The organism is Gammaproteobacteria bacterium, assembly GCA_021647245.1.
Taxonomy (GTDB): Bacteria; Pseudomonadota; Gammaproteobacteria; order RBG-16-57-12; family RBG-16-57-12; genus JAFLJP01.
The window spans coordinates 23508-42443 of the sequence record JAKIVC010000021.1 but is presented as its reverse complement, the minus strand read 5'-3'; the positions used below and the strand labels follow the sequence as shown (position 1 = coordinate 42443).

The window sequence follows — 18936 nt, the reverse complement described above, 5'->3', positions numbered from 1 at the left end:
CGTGTAGTCGGCTGGCGGATCGCAGTTGTGGTTCGCCAGCTTTTTTTTGCCTAAAGGAACGTAATAAGATGTTAGTAAAACTTGTTTTTATTGGGGCTTTGAGCCTGGCGCTGTTGTCAGTTGCACACGGGGAAGAGGGAGGCAATGAACCCGCCCACTATTTTGCTAAAATTGATGGTGTTGAGATTCCTGCAGAGGTGTTTATGGGGCGGCTTCGGATAGGATATCGAGAGAAGTTTTATCACGGCACCCCACCAAAGGCTGAAGTTGAGGCGTTTCAGGCTGATATGGTTGAGGAGGCGGTAAATGAGGTTTTACTGGTTGCTGAGGCTCGTCGGCGTGGAATTGAAGTGCCGGCTGAGTATATTGAAGCTGAATATATGCGACGTACTGAAGGGATGAGCCAGGAGGAGATCGATGGGATAGATGATTTTCCTGCCCGTATGCGCTCACGAATTGAAATTAGCAAGTTGGTTGAGATGGTAGAGCAGGACGTGATTGATAATGTGCCGGAGCCTAGTGAAAATCAGATTCGCTCATTTTATGAAAAAAATCATGCGCTATTTACTACCCCATCCAGAGATCGGGTGCAAATTATTCTGCTCAGCGTTCCCGCCTATGCAGATCAGGAAGTCTGGAAGGCTGCGACAGATAAAGCCGCCGGTTTAGTAGTCGATTTAAGAGAAGGCGCAGACTTTGCTGAAATGGCGATGATTCACTCATCTGATCCTAGTGCGGCAGAGGGTGGCGATATGGGGTTTTTGCATAAGGGCATGCTCGGGGGGACTGCAGATCAGGTGGTTGCGCTGATGTCACCAGGCGATATTACAGAGCCGGTGCTGTTACTTGAGGGGGTGGGTATTTTTAAGTTGATAGAGCGCTCGGAGGCGGTGTTAAATGATTTTTCTTTAGTGAAGGAGCGGGCTAAGGCGTTGCTAGTGCGTGAGCAAACAGAGGCTGCATGGGAGGGGTTGAAAGAGAAGTTAAATGCTGATGCTGAAATTGAAATTAACCCGGCTTTTTTGTCGGTAGCGAAGTAGTTCGTCTCTGATGATTTCCCGGGATAGGTGACGAATGTATCTTAAATTGTGCGCATGTATGTTGGTGGTCATATTGTTGCTGCCGTTGAGCGTTGTGGCGGCGGTTATTGGTCCTATCAAAACTTCTGGCTCAATTGGCTTTCTGACTCAATATAATAAGTCGGCTGCCGGTGCTGCCTCCAGCTCCCGATCCTATATGTATCGGGGCAGTGCTGATAGTTATATATGGCAGCCATGGTTTATTACTTGGAGTGGCTCCTTGGGTTTGGGGCTCTCTACCCGTGATTCTGGCTCATCAACTAGAAATGTGACGGGATCAGTCTCACTCGATATTCTGCCCCGCTCACGTTTTCCACTGTTGTTAAGTTATTCGGTGTCGAATAGTAAAACTGAATCACAGATAAACTCAAACACACTAGGGGTTGTTTCAAGTGAGCGTGAAGCGGATTCCACCAGTTTTTCAGCCTATCAGCGCTACTCAGCACGCGATGGGACGCTCTACAGTGGCTGGCTGACATCTAACTACACCAACGCCCCTGCGCAGAGTGGGGTTGCTCGGGTGTGGGGGCGTGACACATCGAGGGGAATCAGTGCCGCTAGGCGCTTCGAATTTCATGCTGTTGAGGCAATGCTAAGAGAGTTTAGTAGTCGCTCAGTAGGCTCTGAATCGACCAGAAGGGCGGCGTCACTGTCGCACAATTATAGCCCTGAAAGTGAGTTTGGGGTGAATTCAGGGCTGACAATGAATGAAAGTGTTACTACGGCGAGCAGCGTAAGTAGTCGCTCGGTTACTTTGGGTAGTCGCTTCTTCTGGCGCCCCGATTACAGTAGCTTTTCAGTTAACGGCTCAATAAACGCAGGAGAGAATACCTCGTCAGGTAGTGGTACCCGTAAGGTTGATGCTCAGCTGGCAGGGAGTTACGGGTTGAGTCGTTCGGTGAGGATATCAGCGGGGGTTGGGGTGAGTCTGGTAGAGACTGAGGTGGGTAAAACGGGTAGTTCGAGCCAAAATATTGGCATCTCATACTCTTCAGATCGTTTTTTACTGGGCAAATACACTTGGGGTTGGAATACTGGGGCGGGATTATCAAATAGCCTTTCCCGTGGTGGCGGGCGCGATAGTAGCAGTGCCTCTGCCAATATATCACTTGGTCACTCTGCAAACAGACAGTTTGAGCTGGGAGAAAGATCATCGATTGGTTTGTCACTCAGTCAGTCTGGGGGGGTGTCACAAGTGATCTCGGAGAGTGGCAGTGATCTATCACTTGGTGGCGGTGTGCAAAAAAACATCTCTCACAGCGCCTCTGTGAATTATAGTCACTCGGGTGAGACGGGCACCACTAGCATCTGGAGCTCTCTGAGCGATAGCCGAGATTTGAATAGAGGTACTTCACAGCAAGCGCTTCAAGTAAGTCTAAGTCGTGATGAACGAGTGAGTCGCACCAGTGGTTTAATGGGGAGTGTTAATTACAACTACTCCCAGAGTAGTACCTTGGATGGAAAATCAAGTAGTTCTAATAGCGGGGGTGCGATGAGCTATTTTGATAGTCGCTTTTTAGGGGTTCACCGTTTGCGGTTGCAATCAGAACTCAGGTTGTCAGAAGCGGGTGGTGGTGAAACCGGCCTTGCTTTATCTTCATCTTTATCTAACAGGCTGACATACCAACTTGGCTTGCTGAGTGCCACGTTGTCGGCATCCTATTCGCATCGTACCAGTACTTCAGGTATCGATCAGCGCTATACGTTTAGCGTGACCCGTGCATTATAATATGCTATACACACAGTTCTTAACTTTTTGTTTTAAGCTGGAGAGGAGAGGAAATGAAAATAAAAGGCTTGGTTAAGTCTATGCGCTATGCGCTTATTGGGGGGGTGCTTGCACTGCTGCTGCCATTTTCGGCGAGTCATGCAGAGTATGGTGATGTTGTTATTAATAATTATGCAGATGCTGCTGGAATGCGGCCGGTGGTATTTCCACACTGGTATCATCGTATTCGCTTTCGTTGCAAGGTTTGTCATGCGGACCTCGGATTTGCATTTAAAGCGGGCGGCAATGACATTACAATGGAAAAGATCATTGATGGTCAGTTCTGTGGGGCATGTCACAATGGTGAGGTTGCGTGGTCAATTGAAAACTGCGGCATGTGTCATTCGGGTATACCTAATACACCGACCCAAATCCACGGTAGTACTGTGCAGAGACTGGTTGCACCTAGCTACAAGTCAATGAACGCCAAGTAGAATCAGGGTAAGGGGAGGAATATAAAATGAAAAAATTGATACTCGCAGGTGTAGGCCTGCTAGTGGTTGCTCTTGTCTCTACGCCAGTTGTTGTTATGGCGGCTGACACGGAAGCGGTAAGCTCTGCCAACTCGTTTAATCGTTTGCTACAGAAGCCGGCTGAAAAAAATCTACCGCCAGCGGAAGATGGAATCCATGATGCTGAAAATGATAATACCTATGTTCTGCAGCCACCTAAAATAGCATTCGACTCATTGGTACGCAGTGACTTTGGTAACTATGTTGATTGGATTAAATCATTGCGTGAGCAAAAGATCAGCCCTCGTAATGAGCGCATGGGGGGGGGCGAAGAGCCGATGATAATGGATCTCGATATTGTTCGAGAGGTTCGAGGTTCAATGCCTGATGTGATTTTCCCACATAAAGGGCACACCGAGTGGCTTCAATGTTCAAACTGTCATCCTGATATCTTTATCCCACAGCAAGGGGCTAACAGAATGAACATGGCCGGTATATTGCTGGGACAAAAGTGTGGTGTATGTCATGGCAAGGTTTCATTTCCGGTTGTGACAACCACCTGTCGTCTTTGCCATTCTCAGGCCAAGCCTGAAGGTTGGGCGCCTAGCAAAAGTTCGGCAAGTGTCGATAATCCATGGCAATAGCTCTATAGTCTGAGTGATTTTAACTTTATGATCACTTTAATAAGGTGCAGTATGGTGTTTGCTGTGCTGCACCTTTATTATTGTGAGGCTGAATAACAATTACGACGGGGGTCGTTATGTTATACCTAAAAAAAATTACTTATAGCTTGATAGTGCCAATTCTTTTAATCGGGTGTGGTGGCACAGAGACCAAGCCAGAAAAAATAGTAGATGAGAGTGAAAGTTTAGATCGTGGCGTTGTGCTCTCAGAAGAAATTATAAAGTCACCCTCTCCACCCGTTGAGTTACCAGCTTCGGCTCTTCCGGATCCCGCTTTCAGTGAGACCAAGGCCACTACTGAGTCTGATGTTGCGTTAGCTGACCTCGGGCCTAATTCCTACATTATTTCACTTAAAGTTAAGAGTGAAAAACACCCTTTTTACGGCGTTGGTGATTCAAAAGGCTTCGTTGTAGATGGGGTTGAGGGAAAGGAACTCATTCTAAAGAGGGGTGAAAGTTATTATTTCCATATCGACTCAACGCCGATGCACGATATGTATGTCTCGACCGATGAGATGGGGTGGGGGGCAAACATTGTAGAGGAGGGTGTTGAGGGTAATTTTGCTTTTAAGGGTGTCGTTACGATCACTCCGAATGAAAATACACCCGATATTCTCTTTTATCAGTGTCAAAATCACAAAGCGATGGGTGCTCGATTTTTTGTGGTAGATCAAGATGATACGCGTTCATTAGCGGAGTTGGTGGCTGCGCATGGCACCATTGGCAGGGTGAATGCGGTTAAAGGGGATGGGCCGAAGGTTTCGGATGTTGAGCTGAAGCAGAAGCTCTCTTACGCGAACATGGTGGTTATCTCCAAGCCAGCAAGGCGAGTTAAAAATAGCAATAACCCCGAAGCAAAGGCACTGTTTGAATCATCGCAAAAAAAATTAACAGAGGCGCGTGAATTACAGGAAGCAGGTGGTAATCGTGCGGCAATGAAGCTGATCGATGAAGCGCTACGCAACATGAGCCTAGCTTCACAGATGGTGCCAAGTGAAGGCCTTAAGGGCGAGCAGAAACAACGCTACAATAGTGTGGTTGAGCAACTTTCTCAGCAAGAGAGGAGCCATAAGGAAGCTTATGATCGGCTTTTGCAGGAGGGTGAAGATGTTGTCGGTTATGATCAAGGCGCAGTATCTGTTTATAAATCGAGCGCGAAGGCGCATGCCGATGCACAGCGCTACACGGCAGCGATCACTGATATTGAACAGGCTGACAGAGTTGTAACAACTGCGCTCAATGAAATGCTGGACTCAAGAACGGTAAAATATGAGCTGAACCTCGACACGCCGCAAGGTGAGTATGAGTATGAGCATAATCGTTATTTGGGTTACGCTGAGTTAGTTCCTGTTGCTATCGAAGAGAAGAAGCCATCGGCAGGGCAGATGATGCTGTTGAATAATTTTGTGGATAAGTCGAAAGCAATGAATGCCAAGGGAGAGGCGATGGCGGAGGATGGGAGCTACCCTGATGCAATCCGCTTGATGCAGGAAGCGACAAAACAGGTGCGTAAAGCGTTGCGTATGCTTGGTGTTAAACAGTAGGAAGGTTGGTTTATGTCGTTATTTGCTCAGGTAAGGCTATGGGCTGTCTGTCTCTTGCTGTTAGCCTCGGGTGGCTATGTTTATGCTCAGTTTGATAGTCAGGCGCACTTTCAACTTCATAATAAAAAAGTCCCGCTGGCAGAGGATCTTATTCACGACCCTGAAAATGAGTCAATTGATATTCTTCAGCCGCCTTATGAGGCGCTAAAAGATTTTCCTCGAGATGATGGTGGGTTGATTGACTGGATCGGTGCGGTTGATAATGGACTGATTACGCCTCGTGCTTCTCTCGAGGGAGATACTGAGATGCATGCGGTCGATTTGGACCTGGTTCTGCGTAATACCTCATCAATGCCTTTTGTGATGTTCCCGCATCTACCGCACACTAAATGGCTTACCTGTGAAAACTGCCACCCTGCTATTTTTCTGCCACAGAATGGTGGTAATTTTATTACCATGGCAGATATCATGCAAGGCAAGTACTGTGGTGTTTGCCATGGTAAAATTGCCTTTCCCCCTCTGGAGTGCGCTCGATGCCACAGTATCCCGAAAGACACTGGCGATATTCGCTAGGCATTGTATTTTCGCTCATCTTGCTATTGGCTGGCTGTAGTGCAGGTCAGCCAGTGGTACAGTCGGATGGCTCATCAAAACCAGATGCTCTTGCTAATGAGTCAACCTTGCTATCTGAGGCGGGCGGTGAAGTTGAAATTATCTCATCTGATGAGAGCGCCTTTGGTGATATCTACAGCTCCTTTACCCAAGAGATGGCTATCACCACAGATGCTGATATTGCAGCTGAAGCATCAAAGCTGCCACCATTAGAGTACCTCTACACTATCAACGGTGGTAATGATGCCATTGCATCTGATGTGCCAACTTGGGTTACGGGTGAGCGCTTCATTCGGTTTTTACAACCTTCTGGCTTTGATTTCTATAAGGGTGATCTCTATATTCTCGATTCAGCTCGACACACGATGTTTCGCTACCAGCCCGATGGCGAAAAGATTATTGCTGTTCTCGATTTGGGGGTGTACACGCGGGCTAATGTCGAGAGCATTGTGTTTAGCGAAGAAGGCTACTATTTTGTATCGGAGCCGATGAGTAGCCGTGTTTTGAAGTTTAATTCTCAAAATGTACTGGTAGACGTGTATAAGGACAGTGCGAATTTAGTAAACCCGGAAAAACTCCACTATGATGACCGACAAGGCAAGCTCTATGTGAGCGATGGTGTGTATGGGCGCATTGTTGTGATCTCAAAGTCGGGTAAGCTATTGTACGCACTGGGCAAGCGTGGCACGGCAAAGGGTGAGTTCATCCAGATTAGCAACTTTGTTGTCAATAATAAGGGTGATGTGGTTGTAACGGACAGCCTTAGTCAAAAGCCGATGCAAGTCATCAGTAATGATGGGCTGTTCATACAAGAGTATAGCCGTCGAGTACTCGACATACCGGGTGCGGTTGCGATTGACTCACAACAACGTATTTATGTTGCCAGCCACTCGGATGATACTATTCGTATTTTTGTCGATGGTAAGTTGCGCTGGCGGTTTGGAGGCTCGGGGACCGAGCCAGGAAAGTTTCGTGTGGTAACGCAAATGACGGTACATGAAGATAAGCTCTATGTGTTGGATACCCTTAATCGCCGTATTCAGGTCTTCCAGATAGGCGATTGATAGCTTGAGTTGAATGGTTGTTGTTTGTTTCTGTGGTATTTGATTTGTTGCATAGCTATTTTTGGGGTGTAAGGCCATTTTTAATTTTTTTGAAATAAAGAGCATCAATCGCAAAGATATTTTAAAGCGATCAGCAGTAGTGCTTTGCCTATTCAGCCTGCTTATCTTGAGTGGCTGTGCAGAGACAAAGTATGTCTTTAATTATGCCAATGAAGATGCGAAAGAGCTGCTCTGGCCAAAAGAGGAGCAGACCGCTCGCTATCGCTACGTTGGGCAGTTGCTTGGTGAACAAAACCTTTCTAGCGATTCTGATGGTGGCTTCACGGCAATTTTGATTGATGCGTTGAAGTGGGTTGCTGGTGTGTTTACTGCCAGTGGTGGCAGTAGTGCGATTGTTCTTCAACGACCGCAGGGTGGCACCACCGATGCGAATGGTCGTATTTATGTGGCAGATGCCAGTCGTCAGGCTATTTATGTTTTTGATCCGGCTACTGCAAAACTACATGTGTGGGATGACGCTGGTTCGGGTGGTTTTGTCTCGCCGGTGAGTGTTGTTGTGCTGGATAATGGCGAGGTTCTGGTTTCGGATGCACAGCTTGCGGCGGTGATTCGATTGAACTCGAGCGGTGTGCCGCTTGGCTTTTTTGCTGCAGGTATTATGGAGCGGCCAACTGGCCTGGCCTATGACGCAGTGCGGAATCTGCTCTATATTGCGGACTCGGTTGCGCATGACATCAAAGTCTTTAGGCGCGATGGCACGTTTGTTAAGCGCCTAGGCGGTCCTGGTGTGCTCGAGGGGCAGTTTAACGGGCCTACCCATCTCTCATATCGTGATAATAGGCTCTATGTGACCGACTCGCTCAATTCTAGAGTCCAGATATTTAATGGTGAAGGTGAATTTCTCTCTACATTTGGTGAAAGAGGGGTCTATGTCGGTAATATGCCACGACCAAAAGGCGTCGCTGCCGATAGTGATGGTAATGTCTATGTGGTCGAATCCTATCAAGACCATATGCTGGTGTTTGATGAAAATGGTGAATTCCTTATGCCTCTAGGTGGTACAGGTCATGGAATAGGGCAGTTTTACCTCCCGGCTGGTATCTGGATAGATGATCAGGATCGTGTTTACATTGCGGATATGTTTAATGGCCGTATAGTGATATTTCAATACCTTGGCCAAGAAGGTGTTTCGGTTAAGTTGCCCGCCTCAACTATTATCCCAAAATAATAATGAACACTTTACCCCCTTTCTGGTCGAAGCTCCGACTAGGTAACCCGACTTAAATATCCGGCTATGACTCAATATACCTCTAACACCACGAGCGGTGAAGTTTGACTATGCGCCTGTTCTCGGCAATGGCCTCTTTAAAAGTGACGCTGGTTGGCATGTTATTGCTGGCTGTAGGCTCGATGCTGACCTATGGCGGTGATACAGGTTATTCGGTGTGGGTGTTAATTGTGCCAATGTTATTGCTGGCGGTTAACTTAGCCTGCGCGATTGCAACGAATCGTAAAATTAATCGTCAACCTGGTTTGCTGCTATTTCATGTCTCTTTGCTCAGCTTGGTTATTGTAATTGCGGTGGGCCGTCTGGCTCACCTTGACGCTCAGGTTGAAATTGTGGTTGGGCAGAGCTTTGATCCCAGCCACCTGGTCGAGTTACAGCAAGGGCCGTGGCATGTTGGCGATTTAAATGAAATATCATTTTTACAAGGCCCTTACGCGATTAGCTATGAGCCAGGTGTTCAGCGTGGGGCAACCGCAAGCCAGATAGGTGTGCTGGACGAAAAGGGTCAGTTTTCCGAAGAGATTATTGTCGGTGATGATACCCCACTAATATTTGGTGACTACCGCTTATATACCTCGTTTAACAAAGGCTACTCGGTGATTCTTGAGTGGTTGCCAAGTGAAGGTGGCGCCTACACCGGTAGTGTGAATATGCCCTCATTTCCTCTTAACGACTATCGCCAAAAAAATGAGTGGAATCCACCGGGTAGTGATAACACCATCAAATTCTGGCTGAAGCTAAAAAATGAATACAATAAAGATGACTATTGGGTGCTTTCAATGGAAAACTCATCCGGTGTGCTGGTGGTCACCATCGATGATATGCGGGTTGAGTTACAAGAAGGGGAGTCGCTCCAGTTTGATGATGGCCAGTTAAAATATAAAGAACTAACCATGTGGATGGGCTACACCATTTTTTATGACCCAACACTGCGTTGGCTGTTTTTTATCTCTACTCTTGGTGTGCTGGGTCTTGGTTGGCATCTCTGGTCTCGTGCGGACCGCTTGTTGGGGAAGAATTTTGAAAATGAAACAAAGCGTGGTGTGAGTTGATGGTTTTAGCCGCAGAATTACCCTGGTTATGGGGGGCTCTCCTAGCGTTGGCATTGGCGACAGGGGCCGCAATTTGGGGGATGATACCCCGCTACTCGGGTGATGGTGTGTTGATAGAGCTGCCCTCAACGAAGCGTATTGAATCATTAGTGCTGTGGAGTTTGCTGCTCTCAATTGTGTTAATGACCATTGCCATGGGGGTGCGTTGGGACCGAGTTGGAAATGGCCCCTTCGTGAGCCTATTTGAGTTGCTGATGAGCCAGATCTGGAGTCTCTCCATTTTCTATGCGGTGATCTACTGGCGAGCGCCCAGCTTACGGGGTACCTCGGTCATTGTTTTTCCTGCACTCTGGGTGCTCGGCAGTTGGGTGTTGATTTTAGATCCGGTTGCCAGCTTCTATCCCACAACCTACTACAACAACTGGAAATGGGCACATGTTATATTTGGGAAAATATTTTTAGGGGCTGCACTCTTTGGTGTTGGGTTAGCAGGCATCGTACTGTTACGTCAAACACGGTTTGCGCCTATCTTCTCCAAAATGCCGAGTAGCGAGGTGCTCGATCATATTGCTTGGCGCTTTATGATGCTTGCGTTGATCTTTGATAGTTTGATGTTGATAGCCGGTGCCGTTTGGGCGCAGGATGCTTGGGGTCGCTACTGGCAGTGGGATGAGCTTGAGACCTCCTCATTCCTTAATTGGCTCTATCTTGGGGCGATTATACATCTTCGTATGACCTATCGCATTCCCCTGCCAGTGGGTGCATGGTTAGTGATTGGTGTTTTTGTTTTTGCGTTTTTGACCTATTTCGGAGCGCCCTATTTTAGTGCTTCAGCACATAAAGGAGTTGTATAAGCGTGATGCAGCAAGGTGACTACCAATATCTGATTACGGTTTGTGCATTAGCTGCAGTGGCTACCATTGTGGTGAGTATTAGTAATTTAACCGAAAACTTTTCAGACCAGCCGCTGGTTGCAGTGGCCGATCGAAAGCTCCCTGTTAACCCCTACTCAGAACCCCAGGGGCATGCCCGCGAAGTACGCCTTGCAGAAGCGGATGCACGTTTTCAGCAAGCCGTTATGATGTTGCACGCCAAGCGGTATGATATGGCGGTTAAGGCGTTGCACCGCGTGCTTGAACTAACCCCCCTGTTACCTGAGGCGCACTCTAATATGGGCTATGCGCTGCTGGGTACAGGTGAGTATAAAATTGCCTACGACTTCTTTAGTACCGCTGTTGAGTTGCGTAGTATGTTTGATAATGCCTACTACGGTATGGCGTTAGCACTTGAAGGACTTGGTGAGTATGAGGGGGCCATTGGGGCGATGCGCACCTATCTTCATTTGACTGCAGACCCTAACTATCGCAACAAAGCCGAGAGCTATATAGAGGGTTGGCGGCAAAAACTCGATAAGCCGTAAATGAAAAGTGATCACAGTAAACTCCCTTTATGGGTACTTATTGCGCTGATTGTGGGTATGTTGTTGCTGTTTTTCTGGCCCGAAAAAGAGCCTGAAAATTCTGACCACCTTCTTGGTCAGACCATAAATGACCTTCCGTTGATGGATCTGCAGGGTGGTGCGGTGAGTTACTCCCCGGTTGAAGGTAAGGTAACGGTGCTTAATTTGTGGGCTACATGGTGTCCGCCTTGTCGGGAAGAGATGCCCAGTCTGCAACGTCTGGCGGACGACTTGCCTGATGACCAGTACCAGCTTGTTGGTATTGCCATGGATCATGACGATCACCTGGTGAGGGAGTTTCTTGCAGAGCGTAATGTGGTTTTCTCAAATCTTCTTGATGCAACGGAAGATGTTATCACTCAAACACTCTCTGTTCAGGGCTTGCCCTCTACCTTAATAATTAATGAGCAGGGGCGTGTGATTGCAGTTATTCCGGGGGGGCGTGAGTGGGATAGTCATGACTCACGTGAGCTGATAGAAGAGGCTGTGCGTAATGACAGGGCGGCGCGGTAAATGCTCTCTCATAATATTTTCCCATTAGCTGAGCTAAGCAGTGGCCCCGCTTGGTTGGCTATTTAAAATTACTCTATTTGAGCACTTGTTGAGAGTGGGTGGTAAAGGGTTTGAGGGGTGTTGTTGATGGTGTTACACTCATGCGCTTTTACAGCCCGTGTATGACTTTATCGGGATAGAAACATCATTAAACAAGTGGTCAGATGTAATGTTGCAAATTCTTGATCTTGAATGTGTAAGAGGTGATCTCCTGTTATTTACAGGGCTTAACTTTGCACTTGAGTCGGGTGAGTTGCTGCATGTGAAAGGTGCTAACGGTAGCGGTAAAACTACACTACTGCGAACGGTTTGCGGCCTTTCACATCCGGAGTCCGGCGAGGTTATCTGGCAAGGTGAGGCTATTCGAAAGCAGGGAGAGCGCTACCGAGATGAGCTGACCTACATAGGTCACCTTAACGGGGTTAAGGATGAGTTGACTGTGCTAGAAAATCTGCGCATCGCGACCATGCTTTCAGGTGAGCATCACAGCGAGGATCAGTTGATCGATGCCTTGGTAAAGATAGGGCTGGGAGAGCGTATCGATCTGCCTGCTAAGGCGCTTTCACAAGGCCAGCGAAGAAGGGTTTCTCTAGCGCGTCTGTTGCTCTCAGAAAGCAAATTATGGGTTCTGGATGAGCCTTATACAGCGCTGGATGTTTCGGTTATTGCAACCTTGCAACAGGTGATTGCCCAACACTTGCAGGGCGGTGGAGTGGTGCTGCTCACTACGCATCAGGATGTGGATATTGAGGGCGTGGTTAAACAACTGACGCTGTCAGCGTGAGGGCATAAGATGTTTTCGGTTATTAATTTGATGGTTCGCCGAGATATATTGCTGGCCATGCGTCGACCACAGGATGTGATGACCTCGTTGTTCTTTTTTATTATTGTGGTCTCACTGTTTCCTCTCGGGGTAAGTCCCGAAATGGAGATATTGCGCACGATAGGACCCGGTGTCATATGGGTTGCCGCGTTATTAGCAACCATGCTTTCGCTAGGGCGGCTGTTTTCAGCAGACTACCAGGATGGCACCCTTGAACAGATGATTCTGTCGCCGCAGCCGCTCGCCTTGATGGTACTGAGTAAGGCCGTTGCGCATTGGTTGCTGACCGGAGTTCCTCTGGTTATGTTGACACCACTGCTGGGGCTTTTGTTAGGTTTGGGTGGTGAGGAAATTAAAGTTTTAACCTTGACACTACTGCTGGGCACCCCGGTTTTGATCTTGATTGGCTCAATTGGGGCAGCCCTTACCCTGGGTGTAAGAGGTGGGGGTGTACTGCTCTCACTGTTGATTTTACCGCTTTTTGTGCCGGTATTGATTTTTGGTACCGGCGCAGTTTCATCTATGAATGCTGGGATGGGTGTGGAAGCGCACTTCTCACTGCTGGGTGCTTTTCTGATATTGTCGCTGTTACTGACCCCTTGGGCGTCTGCAGCGGCGCTGAAGATTTCAATGGAGTAAAACGAGTTAATGGCCGCCGAACAGAGTGAAAAAAAACCGACTAGCTGGTTAAAATTCTCCTCACCACGTAACTTTTACCCGCTGGCGGGAAAAATGATACCTTGGTTTATGGGGCTTGCTGTTGTGTTAGTGCTTGCCGGGCTCTACATGACTTTTTTTGTGGTGCCACCAGATTACCAGCAAGGCAATAGTTATCGAATTATGTATATCCATGTGCCCGCAGCGTGGATGTCGATGCTTATCTATCTGTTGATGGCTTTCTATGCCGGACTTTATTTTGTTTTGAATGTGAAACTAGCCGATATGATGGCAGGCTCTTTGGCAATTACCGGTGCTATTTTTACTTTTATTGCACTCTGGACCGGAGCCATGTGGGGTAAGCCAACCTGGGGTACTTGGTGGGTGTGGGATGCGCGACTTACCTCTGAGCTTCTGTTGTTATTTCTGTATTTAGGCTACATCTCGCTGCGCGCCGCAATCGATGATCCCAATCGTGCCGCTAAGGCGAGTGGGCTGCTGGCGCTGGTTGGCGTGGTGAATGTGCCGATTATCTATTTCTCTGTGCAGTGGTGGAATACGCTTCACCAAGGTGCCTCAATCACCACAAACAAGACCAGTATGGCAACCGAGATGTTTATTACGCTCATGATTATGGTGTTTGCTTTCTGGATGTATACCATTGCGGTTGTGTTGATGCGTGTAAGAAATGAGATCATTGAACGTGAACGAGATACCAATTGGTTGGTCGAAGAGCTGGGTAAAGAGAAATGAACTGGGATAATCCGTCACAATTCTTCGCAATGGGAGGCCATGGCCTCTATGTATGGGCATCGTATGGTGTGTTGCTGCTGTTTATTTTGGTGGAGATGTTTACTGTCAAAAAACACCGTAAAGATATAACGCGACGTCTGAAACGATTAATACAAGCTCGAGCTAAAATGGTAGAAAAAGAATGAAGCCAAGAAATAAACGTTTACTTGTTGTGCTAGTCGGTTTACTGGGCATTGCCACAGTGGCCACACTGGTTATGAATGCTTTCAACTCCAATATGGTGTTTTTCTACAGCCCCACTCAGGTGTTGAATAACGAAGCACCGAGAGATCATACCTTTCGCCTGGGGGGGATTGTTGAAGAGGGATCACTGGCGCGTGCAAATGATGGCCTGACGGTAACCTTTAATGTGACCGACGGCTTGGAGATTGTGCCCGTTAAATATGTTGGCATATTGCCAGATCTCTTTAGAGAAGGGCAGGGTATTGTTGCTCAGGGCAAGTGGGGCAGTGATTCAGTATTCACTGCAAAAGAGGTGCTTGCCAAGCATGATGAAAACTATATGCCGCCTGAAGTAGCCGAAGCCCTTGAAGCGGCTGAGAAGGAAAAAGCGGCGAGAGAAACCAAAGCAGCTGCACAAGAGAATGAACCATCAACTGATACCCCTGTTGAAGGCATCAGCAAATAATAATAGCCGGTAAGGTTTGAGGAGTATTTTTAATGATCCCAGAGATTGGTCACTTTTCGTTAATCCTGGCGCTCTGTATGGCGGTGGTGCTAGGTACCCTGCCGATAATTGGCGCGGCCAAGGGCATTCACCCTTGGATGGCGCTGGCCCGCCCGGTGGCGACCGGATTGTTTGTTTTCACGGCAATTTCATATGTCTGTTTGACTTATGCCTTCGTAACAGATGATTTCTCTGTTTTATACGTGGCAGGGCACTCTAATAGTTACCTCCCCATACAATATAAAATTGCCGGTGTCTGGGGTGGGCATGAGGGGTCAATGCTCTTCTGGGTGACATCGCTCACACTCTGGATAGTCGGTGTTGCGGTCTTTAGCAAGAACCTGCCGCTGGACATGGTCGCCCGTGTATTGGGTGTTATGGGTGTTATCACGGTGGGCTTCATACTCTTTATGCTGTTGACATCCGATCCTTTTGATCGCCTGTTCCCCGCACCACTCGATGGTCGCGACCTTAATCCACTGCTGCAGGATCCCGGCTTGGTGATTCACCCACCCATGCTCTATTTAGGGTATGTCGGTTTTGCGGTTGCCTTTGCTTTTGCCATTGCGGCACTGCTGAGTGGTCGTCTTGATTCCACGTGGGCTCGCTGGTCGCGCCCATGGACAATACTCGCCTGGGTCTTCCTGACGATTGGTATCGCACTGGGTTCTTGGTGGGCATATTATGAACTTGGCTGGGGCGGTTGGTGGTTCTGGGATCCAGTCGAAAACGCATCGTTCATGCCATGGCTGGTGGGTACTGCGTTGCTTCATTCGCTTATCGTTACCGAAAAGCGAGGTAGCTTTAAAAACTGGACGGTACTGCTAGCGATTTTTGCATTTTCGTTAAGTCTATTGGGTGCTTTCTTGGTACGCTCAGGGGTTCTGACCTCGGTACACGCCTTTGCAACAGACCCTGAACGTGGTGGTTTCATTCTGATGTTCTTGCTGGTTACCATTGGTGTTTCGTTGGCGCTTTACGCATGGCGTGCGCCAAAAGTCGGCCTTGGCGGGCGTTTTCAGCTCTTTTCCCGCGAGTCACTGCTACTGACTAACAATGTGCTGCTGATAGTGGCAATGGCAGCGGTACTGCTGGGAACACTCTATCCCTTGCTGTTGGATTCAATGGGGATGGGTAAGATTTCGGTTGGACCCCCTTACTTCAATGCGGTATTTGTGCCGTTGATGTTGCCACTGCTGTTTTTGATGGGTATTGGGCCATTGGCGCGCTGGAAAGGAGCCTCAGTACCTGACCTCTGGTTGCGTCTGCGCTGGGCCTTTATCGCGTCGATCGTCATTGGTCTGTTACTGCCCTTTACCATGGGCGAGTGGCACGCGATGACCAGCGTTACCTTAATTCTTGCGGTGTGGATTACAGCGTCAATGATACGCCAGTTCTATGACCGCCTGACTGCTGCAAGTAGTAAAGGCTCAATATTTGCGCGACTAAAGAGAATTCCACGTAATTTTTATGGTATGCAACTGGCGCATTTCGGTATTGCCGTGCTTATTGTCGGTATTACGATGGTTGAGACCTATGAGCAAGAGAAAGATATGCGTATGGAAGTTGGTCAGACTGTAGAGATGGATGGATACGTCTTCCGCTTTGACGGCGTTGCCATGGTGACAGGGCCAAATTATGACTCAAATATGGGCACTATTCAGGTGCTTAAAGATGGTAAGGATTATGTTGTCCTGCATCCGGAAAAACGCACCTATCGCATTCAAACCATGCCGATGACCGAAGCGGGTATCGACAGCGGGATATTCCGGGATCTCTATGTTTCCCTTGGGGAGCCGGTGGGTAATGGTGCATGGAGTGTGCGTGTTTACTACAAGCCATTTGTTAACTGGATCTGGGCGGGGTGCTTCATTATGGCGCTGGGTGGTCTAGTGGCGGTCTCTGATAAGCGCTACCGAGTTCGGGCTAAGAAAAAATTGTTGGTCAGTGATGACAAAAAGCCAGCGGCGGCTGAAGGGAGTGTCTGATGGTTAAATATATTATCCCATTGGTTCTGTTTTTAGTGCTGGCAGGCTTTCTGTTTGCGGGGTTAAGCCTTAAGCCACGGGAAGTGCCCTCGCCATTCATTGGCAAAGCAGCGCCAGACTTTAACCTGCCCCAGCTGTTGCAGCCCGAAAAGAGCATTAGCCGCGATGATATGCTGGGCAAGGTCTACCTGTTGAATGTGTGGGCCTCGTGGTGCGTGACCTGTAAATATGAGCACCCGTTGTTAATGGAGCTTAAAAACTCAAGGTTGGTGGACGTTTATGGCCTTAATTATAAAGACAAGCGTGAAGATGCACGCTTGGTTTTACGCCGTACCGGTGACCCCTATGTTGTGAATGCATATGATGAAGAGGGTCGTGTTGGCATCGATTATGGCGTGACGGGTACGCCTGAAACATTTTTGATTGATAAAAATGGCACGGTGGTTCACAAGGTAATCGGGTCTTTAACTCCCGATATTCTTCGTAACTGTATTCTTCCTCTGGTCGAGCAGCTTAAAATGGCTGATCGACAAAATCAGGTTTCGCGGGAGGCGGTTGAGGCATGCGTTTAATGAGTCGAGTTCAGTGCACAGTTGCGCTGCTGTTGGTGTTGGTAAGCACTTCAGTGATGGCTATGGAAGCGAAGCCGATGGCCAAAGATACCGTTCTTGAAGAAAAAGTAATGGAGATCTCTTTTGAGCTGCGCTGCCTGGTTTGTCAAAATCAGACCATTGCCGACTCTGATGCCGAGTTGGCGGTGGATCTGCGAAATCAGGTGAGAGAGATGCTCGTTGCAGGTAAAACGGAAGAGGAAATTGTCGATTATATGGTTGTGCGTTACGGTGATTTTATTCTTTATCGTCCACCTGTTCAGCCCACAACTTATGTTCTTTGGTTTGGCCCTTTTATTCTCTTTGCGGTAGGGTTGGGGGTTTTGGTCATGAATATTAGAGCACGTCGTAGAAATAGTGTTGAGGCTGCTGAAGAGCAGCTCTCATCAGATGAGCTCGCACGAGTGAAATCGCTGTTAAAGCAGTCGTCAGGAGATGAAAGTAAATGATGTTTTTCTGGGTTATTGTCGTATTGCTTATTATTGCAGCACTTCTGTTTGTTATTCCGCCGCTCTTTCAAGAGACCGTTGGGGATGTTGAGGCGGACCAAAGCAAACGTGATGAGCTGAGCATTGCCGTGTTTAAAGATCAGATCACTGAGCTTGAGCGTGACCTGAGCAACGGTACACTCAGCCAAGAACAGTTCGAGCTTGCGAAGCAAGATACCGAACGTGAACTGCTTGAATCAACCCAGGCTGAGAAAGAGATGCAGAGCAGTGGTGATAAAATTGCCAATGCGATGGCGGCAAAGGCTTCTGCATGGGTCATTATCATTGCACTACCTATTCTGACAATCGCCTTCTATAACTCGTTTGGTGGTGGTCCTGAGGCTTTTGATCCATCACTGATTCAGGCGCAGGTTGACGCTGAAGGCCATCAAGGCAGTAATGTTGAGGAGATGATTGCCACGCTTACTCAGCGGCTAGAGGCGAATCCGGATGATGCTGAAGGTTGGGCTATGCTAGGGCGTTCTTACTATTTTGTTCAACAATATGGTGCTTCTGCACAATCGTATGCAAACGCAATTTCCAAGCAGCAAGTTGAGAGTCCAGACCTCTACGCTGATTATGCCGATGCGCAGGCACTTGCCAACGACCGCAGCCTTCAAGGTAAGCCAATGGAGGCGGTGATACGTGCGATACAGCTTGATCCAAATCACACCAAGTCACTCTGGTTGGCCGGTACCGGTGCTTATCAAGCAAAAGATTGGGCAGAGGCAAAACGCTATTGGGAGCAACTACTTGGCCTGATGCCTCAAGGGAGTGAGAATGCACAGATGATTGAGGCTAATCTGAGTGAAATATATCAACTTCTCGGCCAAGCCGCGCCAGAACAGAGCGGCACCCAAGCGGCTGTAAGCGCAGTGGTGCGTGGCACGGTAGAGCTGGATCCGGCTATCAGTGCACAGGTATCACCTGATGATGTGGTGTTTATTTTTGCTCGCGCTGCTAATGGCCCCAAAATGCCTTTGGCGATACTTCGTAAGCAAGTAAGTGACTTGCCGATGTCATTTACACTGGATGACTCGATGGCGATGACTCCAGAAATGAAGCTATCCAGCTTCTCTGAGTTGGTGATTGGCGCCCGGGTGAGTAAATCCGGAACCGCGATGCCGGGTCCTGGTGATGTTGAAGGGCTGAGTGGTGTTATCCGGTTATCTGATGGTAATGAGGTAAATCTGATTATTAACAATATTATTGAGTAAGTTATTTATGGGGGCCCCTGTTTAATCACTCGCCTCTGCCGCCTCAATGTGAAGCGTTATTTTTACATTGCGGTTGCAGAATGGGTGAATTGAGCCGGGGTCTCGTGTTATATTTAGCT

General features: G+C 48.1%; 21 protein-coding genes. All 21 read left to right on the top strand.

Going from position 1 to position 18936, the window contains the following annotated elements; translation table 11 throughout:
- Window positions 1–68: 68 nt before the first annotated feature.
- The 21 genes from L3J94_07580 (at window position 69) to ccmI (ending at window position 18817) form a co-directional block, all read left to right on the top strand.
- Window positions 69–1040, top strand: a complete 972-nt coding sequence (locus L3J94_07580) for a peptidylprolyl isomerase (GenBank protein ID MCF6218603.1) — start codon at window positions 69–71, stop codon at window positions 1038–1040.
- A 58-nt stretch (window positions 1041–1098) separates the two neighbouring features.
- Window positions 1099–2808: a hypothetical protein gene (locus tag L3J94_07575; GenBank protein ID MCF6218602.1), complete on the top strand. Its 1710-nt coding sequence runs from the start codon at window positions 1099–1101 to the stop codon at window positions 2806–2808.
- A gap of 80 nt (window positions 2809–2888) precedes the next feature.
- Entirely contained in the window at window positions 2889–3281 is a 393-nt protein-coding gene (locus L3J94_07570; GenBank protein ID MCF6218601.1) for a hypothetical protein, read from the top strand.
- A 26-nt stretch (window positions 3282–3307) separates the two neighbouring features.
- Window positions 3308–3943: a cytochrome c, class I gene (locus L3J94_07565; GenBank protein ID MCF6218600.1), complete on the top strand. Its 636-nt coding sequence runs from the start codon at window positions 3308–3310 to the stop codon at window positions 3941–3943.
- Window positions 3944–4095: 152 nt separating this feature from the next.
- Window positions 4096–5526 (top strand): hypothetical protein, encoded by a 1431-nt coding sequence (locus tag L3J94_07560; protein MCF6218599.1) that lies wholly within the window; start codon window positions 4096–4098, stop codon window positions 5524–5526.
- Window positions 5527–5538: 12 nt separating this feature from the next.
- The gene (locus L3J94_07555; GenBank protein ID MCF6218598.1) at window positions 5539–6099 is read left to right on the top strand and encodes a hypothetical protein; all 561 of its coding nucleotides are present in this window, start codon (window positions 5539–5541) and stop codon (window positions 6097–6099) included.
- The gene (locus L3J94_07550; GenBank protein MCF6218597.1) at window positions 6060–7202 is read left to right on the top strand and encodes a 6-bladed beta-propeller; all 1143 of its coding nucleotides are present in this window, start codon (window positions 6060–6062) and stop codon (window positions 7200–7202) included. The genes L3J94_07555 and L3J94_07550 overlap by 40 nt, the downstream gene beginning before the upstream one ends.
- 139 nt (window positions 7203–7341) lie before the next feature.
- Complete coding sequence (locus L3J94_07545) at window positions 7342–8430, top strand: 6-bladed beta-propeller (GenBank protein MCF6218596.1); 1089 nt, start codon at window positions 7342–7344, stop codon at window positions 8428–8430.
- Between the two features lie 110 nt (window positions 8431–8540).
- Window positions 8541–9542 carry a cytochrome c biogenesis protein ResB gene (locus L3J94_07540; protein ID MCF6218595.1) on the top strand — a complete coding sequence of 334 codons (1002 nt, stop codon included), beginning with the start codon at window positions 8541–8543 and terminating at the stop codon, window positions 9540–9542.
- Window positions 9542–10396, top strand: a complete 855-nt coding sequence (ccsA, locus tag L3J94_07535; GenBank protein ID MCF6218594.1) for a cytochrome c biogenesis protein CcsA — start codon at window positions 9542–9544, stop codon at window positions 10394–10396. The genes L3J94_07540 and ccsA overlap by 1 nt, the downstream gene beginning before the upstream one ends.
- A 2-nt stretch (window positions 10397–10398) precedes the next feature.
- Entirely contained in the window at window positions 10399–10962 is a 564-nt protein-coding gene (locus L3J94_07530; protein MCF6218593.1) for a hypothetical protein, read from the top strand.
- Entirely contained in the window at window positions 10963–11514 is a 552-nt protein-coding gene (locus L3J94_07525) for a TlpA family protein disulfide reductase (GenBank protein MCF6218592.1), read from the top strand. It begins immediately after the preceding gene.
- A 208-nt stretch (window positions 11515–11722) separates the two neighbouring features.
- Window positions 11723–12337, top strand: a complete 615-nt coding sequence (gene ccmA, locus L3J94_07520) for a cytochrome c biogenesis heme-transporting ATPase CcmA (protein ID MCF6218591.1) — start codon at window positions 11723–11725, stop codon at window positions 12335–12337.
- A 9-nt stretch (window positions 12338–12346) separates the two neighbouring features.
- Window positions 12347–13015 carry a heme exporter protein CcmB gene (ccmB, locus tag L3J94_07515; GenBank protein ID MCF6218590.1) on the top strand — a complete coding sequence of 223 codons (669 nt, stop codon included), beginning with the start codon at window positions 12347–12349 and terminating at the stop codon, window positions 13013–13015.
- A gap of 9 nt (window positions 13016–13024) precedes the next feature.
- Entirely contained in the window at window positions 13025–13786 is a 762-nt protein-coding gene (locus tag L3J94_07510; protein MCF6218589.1) for a heme ABC transporter permease, read from the top strand.
- Window positions 13783–13971, top strand: a complete 189-nt coding sequence (ccmD, locus tag L3J94_07505; GenBank protein ID MCF6218588.1) for a heme exporter protein CcmD — start codon at window positions 13783–13785, stop codon at window positions 13969–13971. Before L3J94_07510 ends, ccmD begins: the two co-directional genes overlap by 4 nt.
- On the top strand, window positions 13968–14474 hold the full coding sequence (gene ccmE / locus L3J94_07500) for a cytochrome c maturation protein CcmE (protein ID MCF6218587.1): 507 nt from the start codon (window positions 13968–13970) through the stop codon (window positions 14472–14474). The genes ccmD and ccmE overlap by 4 nt, the downstream gene beginning before the upstream one ends.
- 32 nt (window positions 14475–14506) lie before the next feature.
- Complete coding sequence (locus L3J94_07495; protein ID MCF6218586.1) at window positions 14507–16501, top strand: heme lyase CcmF/NrfE family subunit; 1995 nt, start codon at window positions 14507–14509, stop codon at window positions 16499–16501.
- A complete protein-coding gene (locus L3J94_07490; protein ID MCF6218585.1) occupies window positions 16501–17073 on the top strand; it encodes a DsbE family thiol:disulfide interchange protein in 573 nt (190 codons plus the stop codon). Before L3J94_07495 ends, L3J94_07490 begins: the two co-directional genes overlap by 1 nt.
- Complete coding sequence (locus L3J94_07485; protein ID MCF6218584.1) at window positions 17073–17561, top strand: cytochrome c-type biogenesis protein CcmH; 489 nt, start codon at window positions 17073–17075, stop codon at window positions 17559–17561. Before L3J94_07490 ends, L3J94_07485 begins: the two co-directional genes overlap by 1 nt.
- Window positions 17558–18817, top strand: coding sequence for a c-type cytochrome biogenesis protein CcmI (ccmI, locus tag L3J94_07480; GenBank protein MCF6218583.1), 1260 nt, complete (start codon window positions 17558–17560; stop codon window positions 18815–18817). Before L3J94_07485 ends, ccmI begins: the two co-directional genes overlap by 4 nt.
- The last annotated feature ends 119 nt before the right edge of the window (window positions 18818–18936 follow it).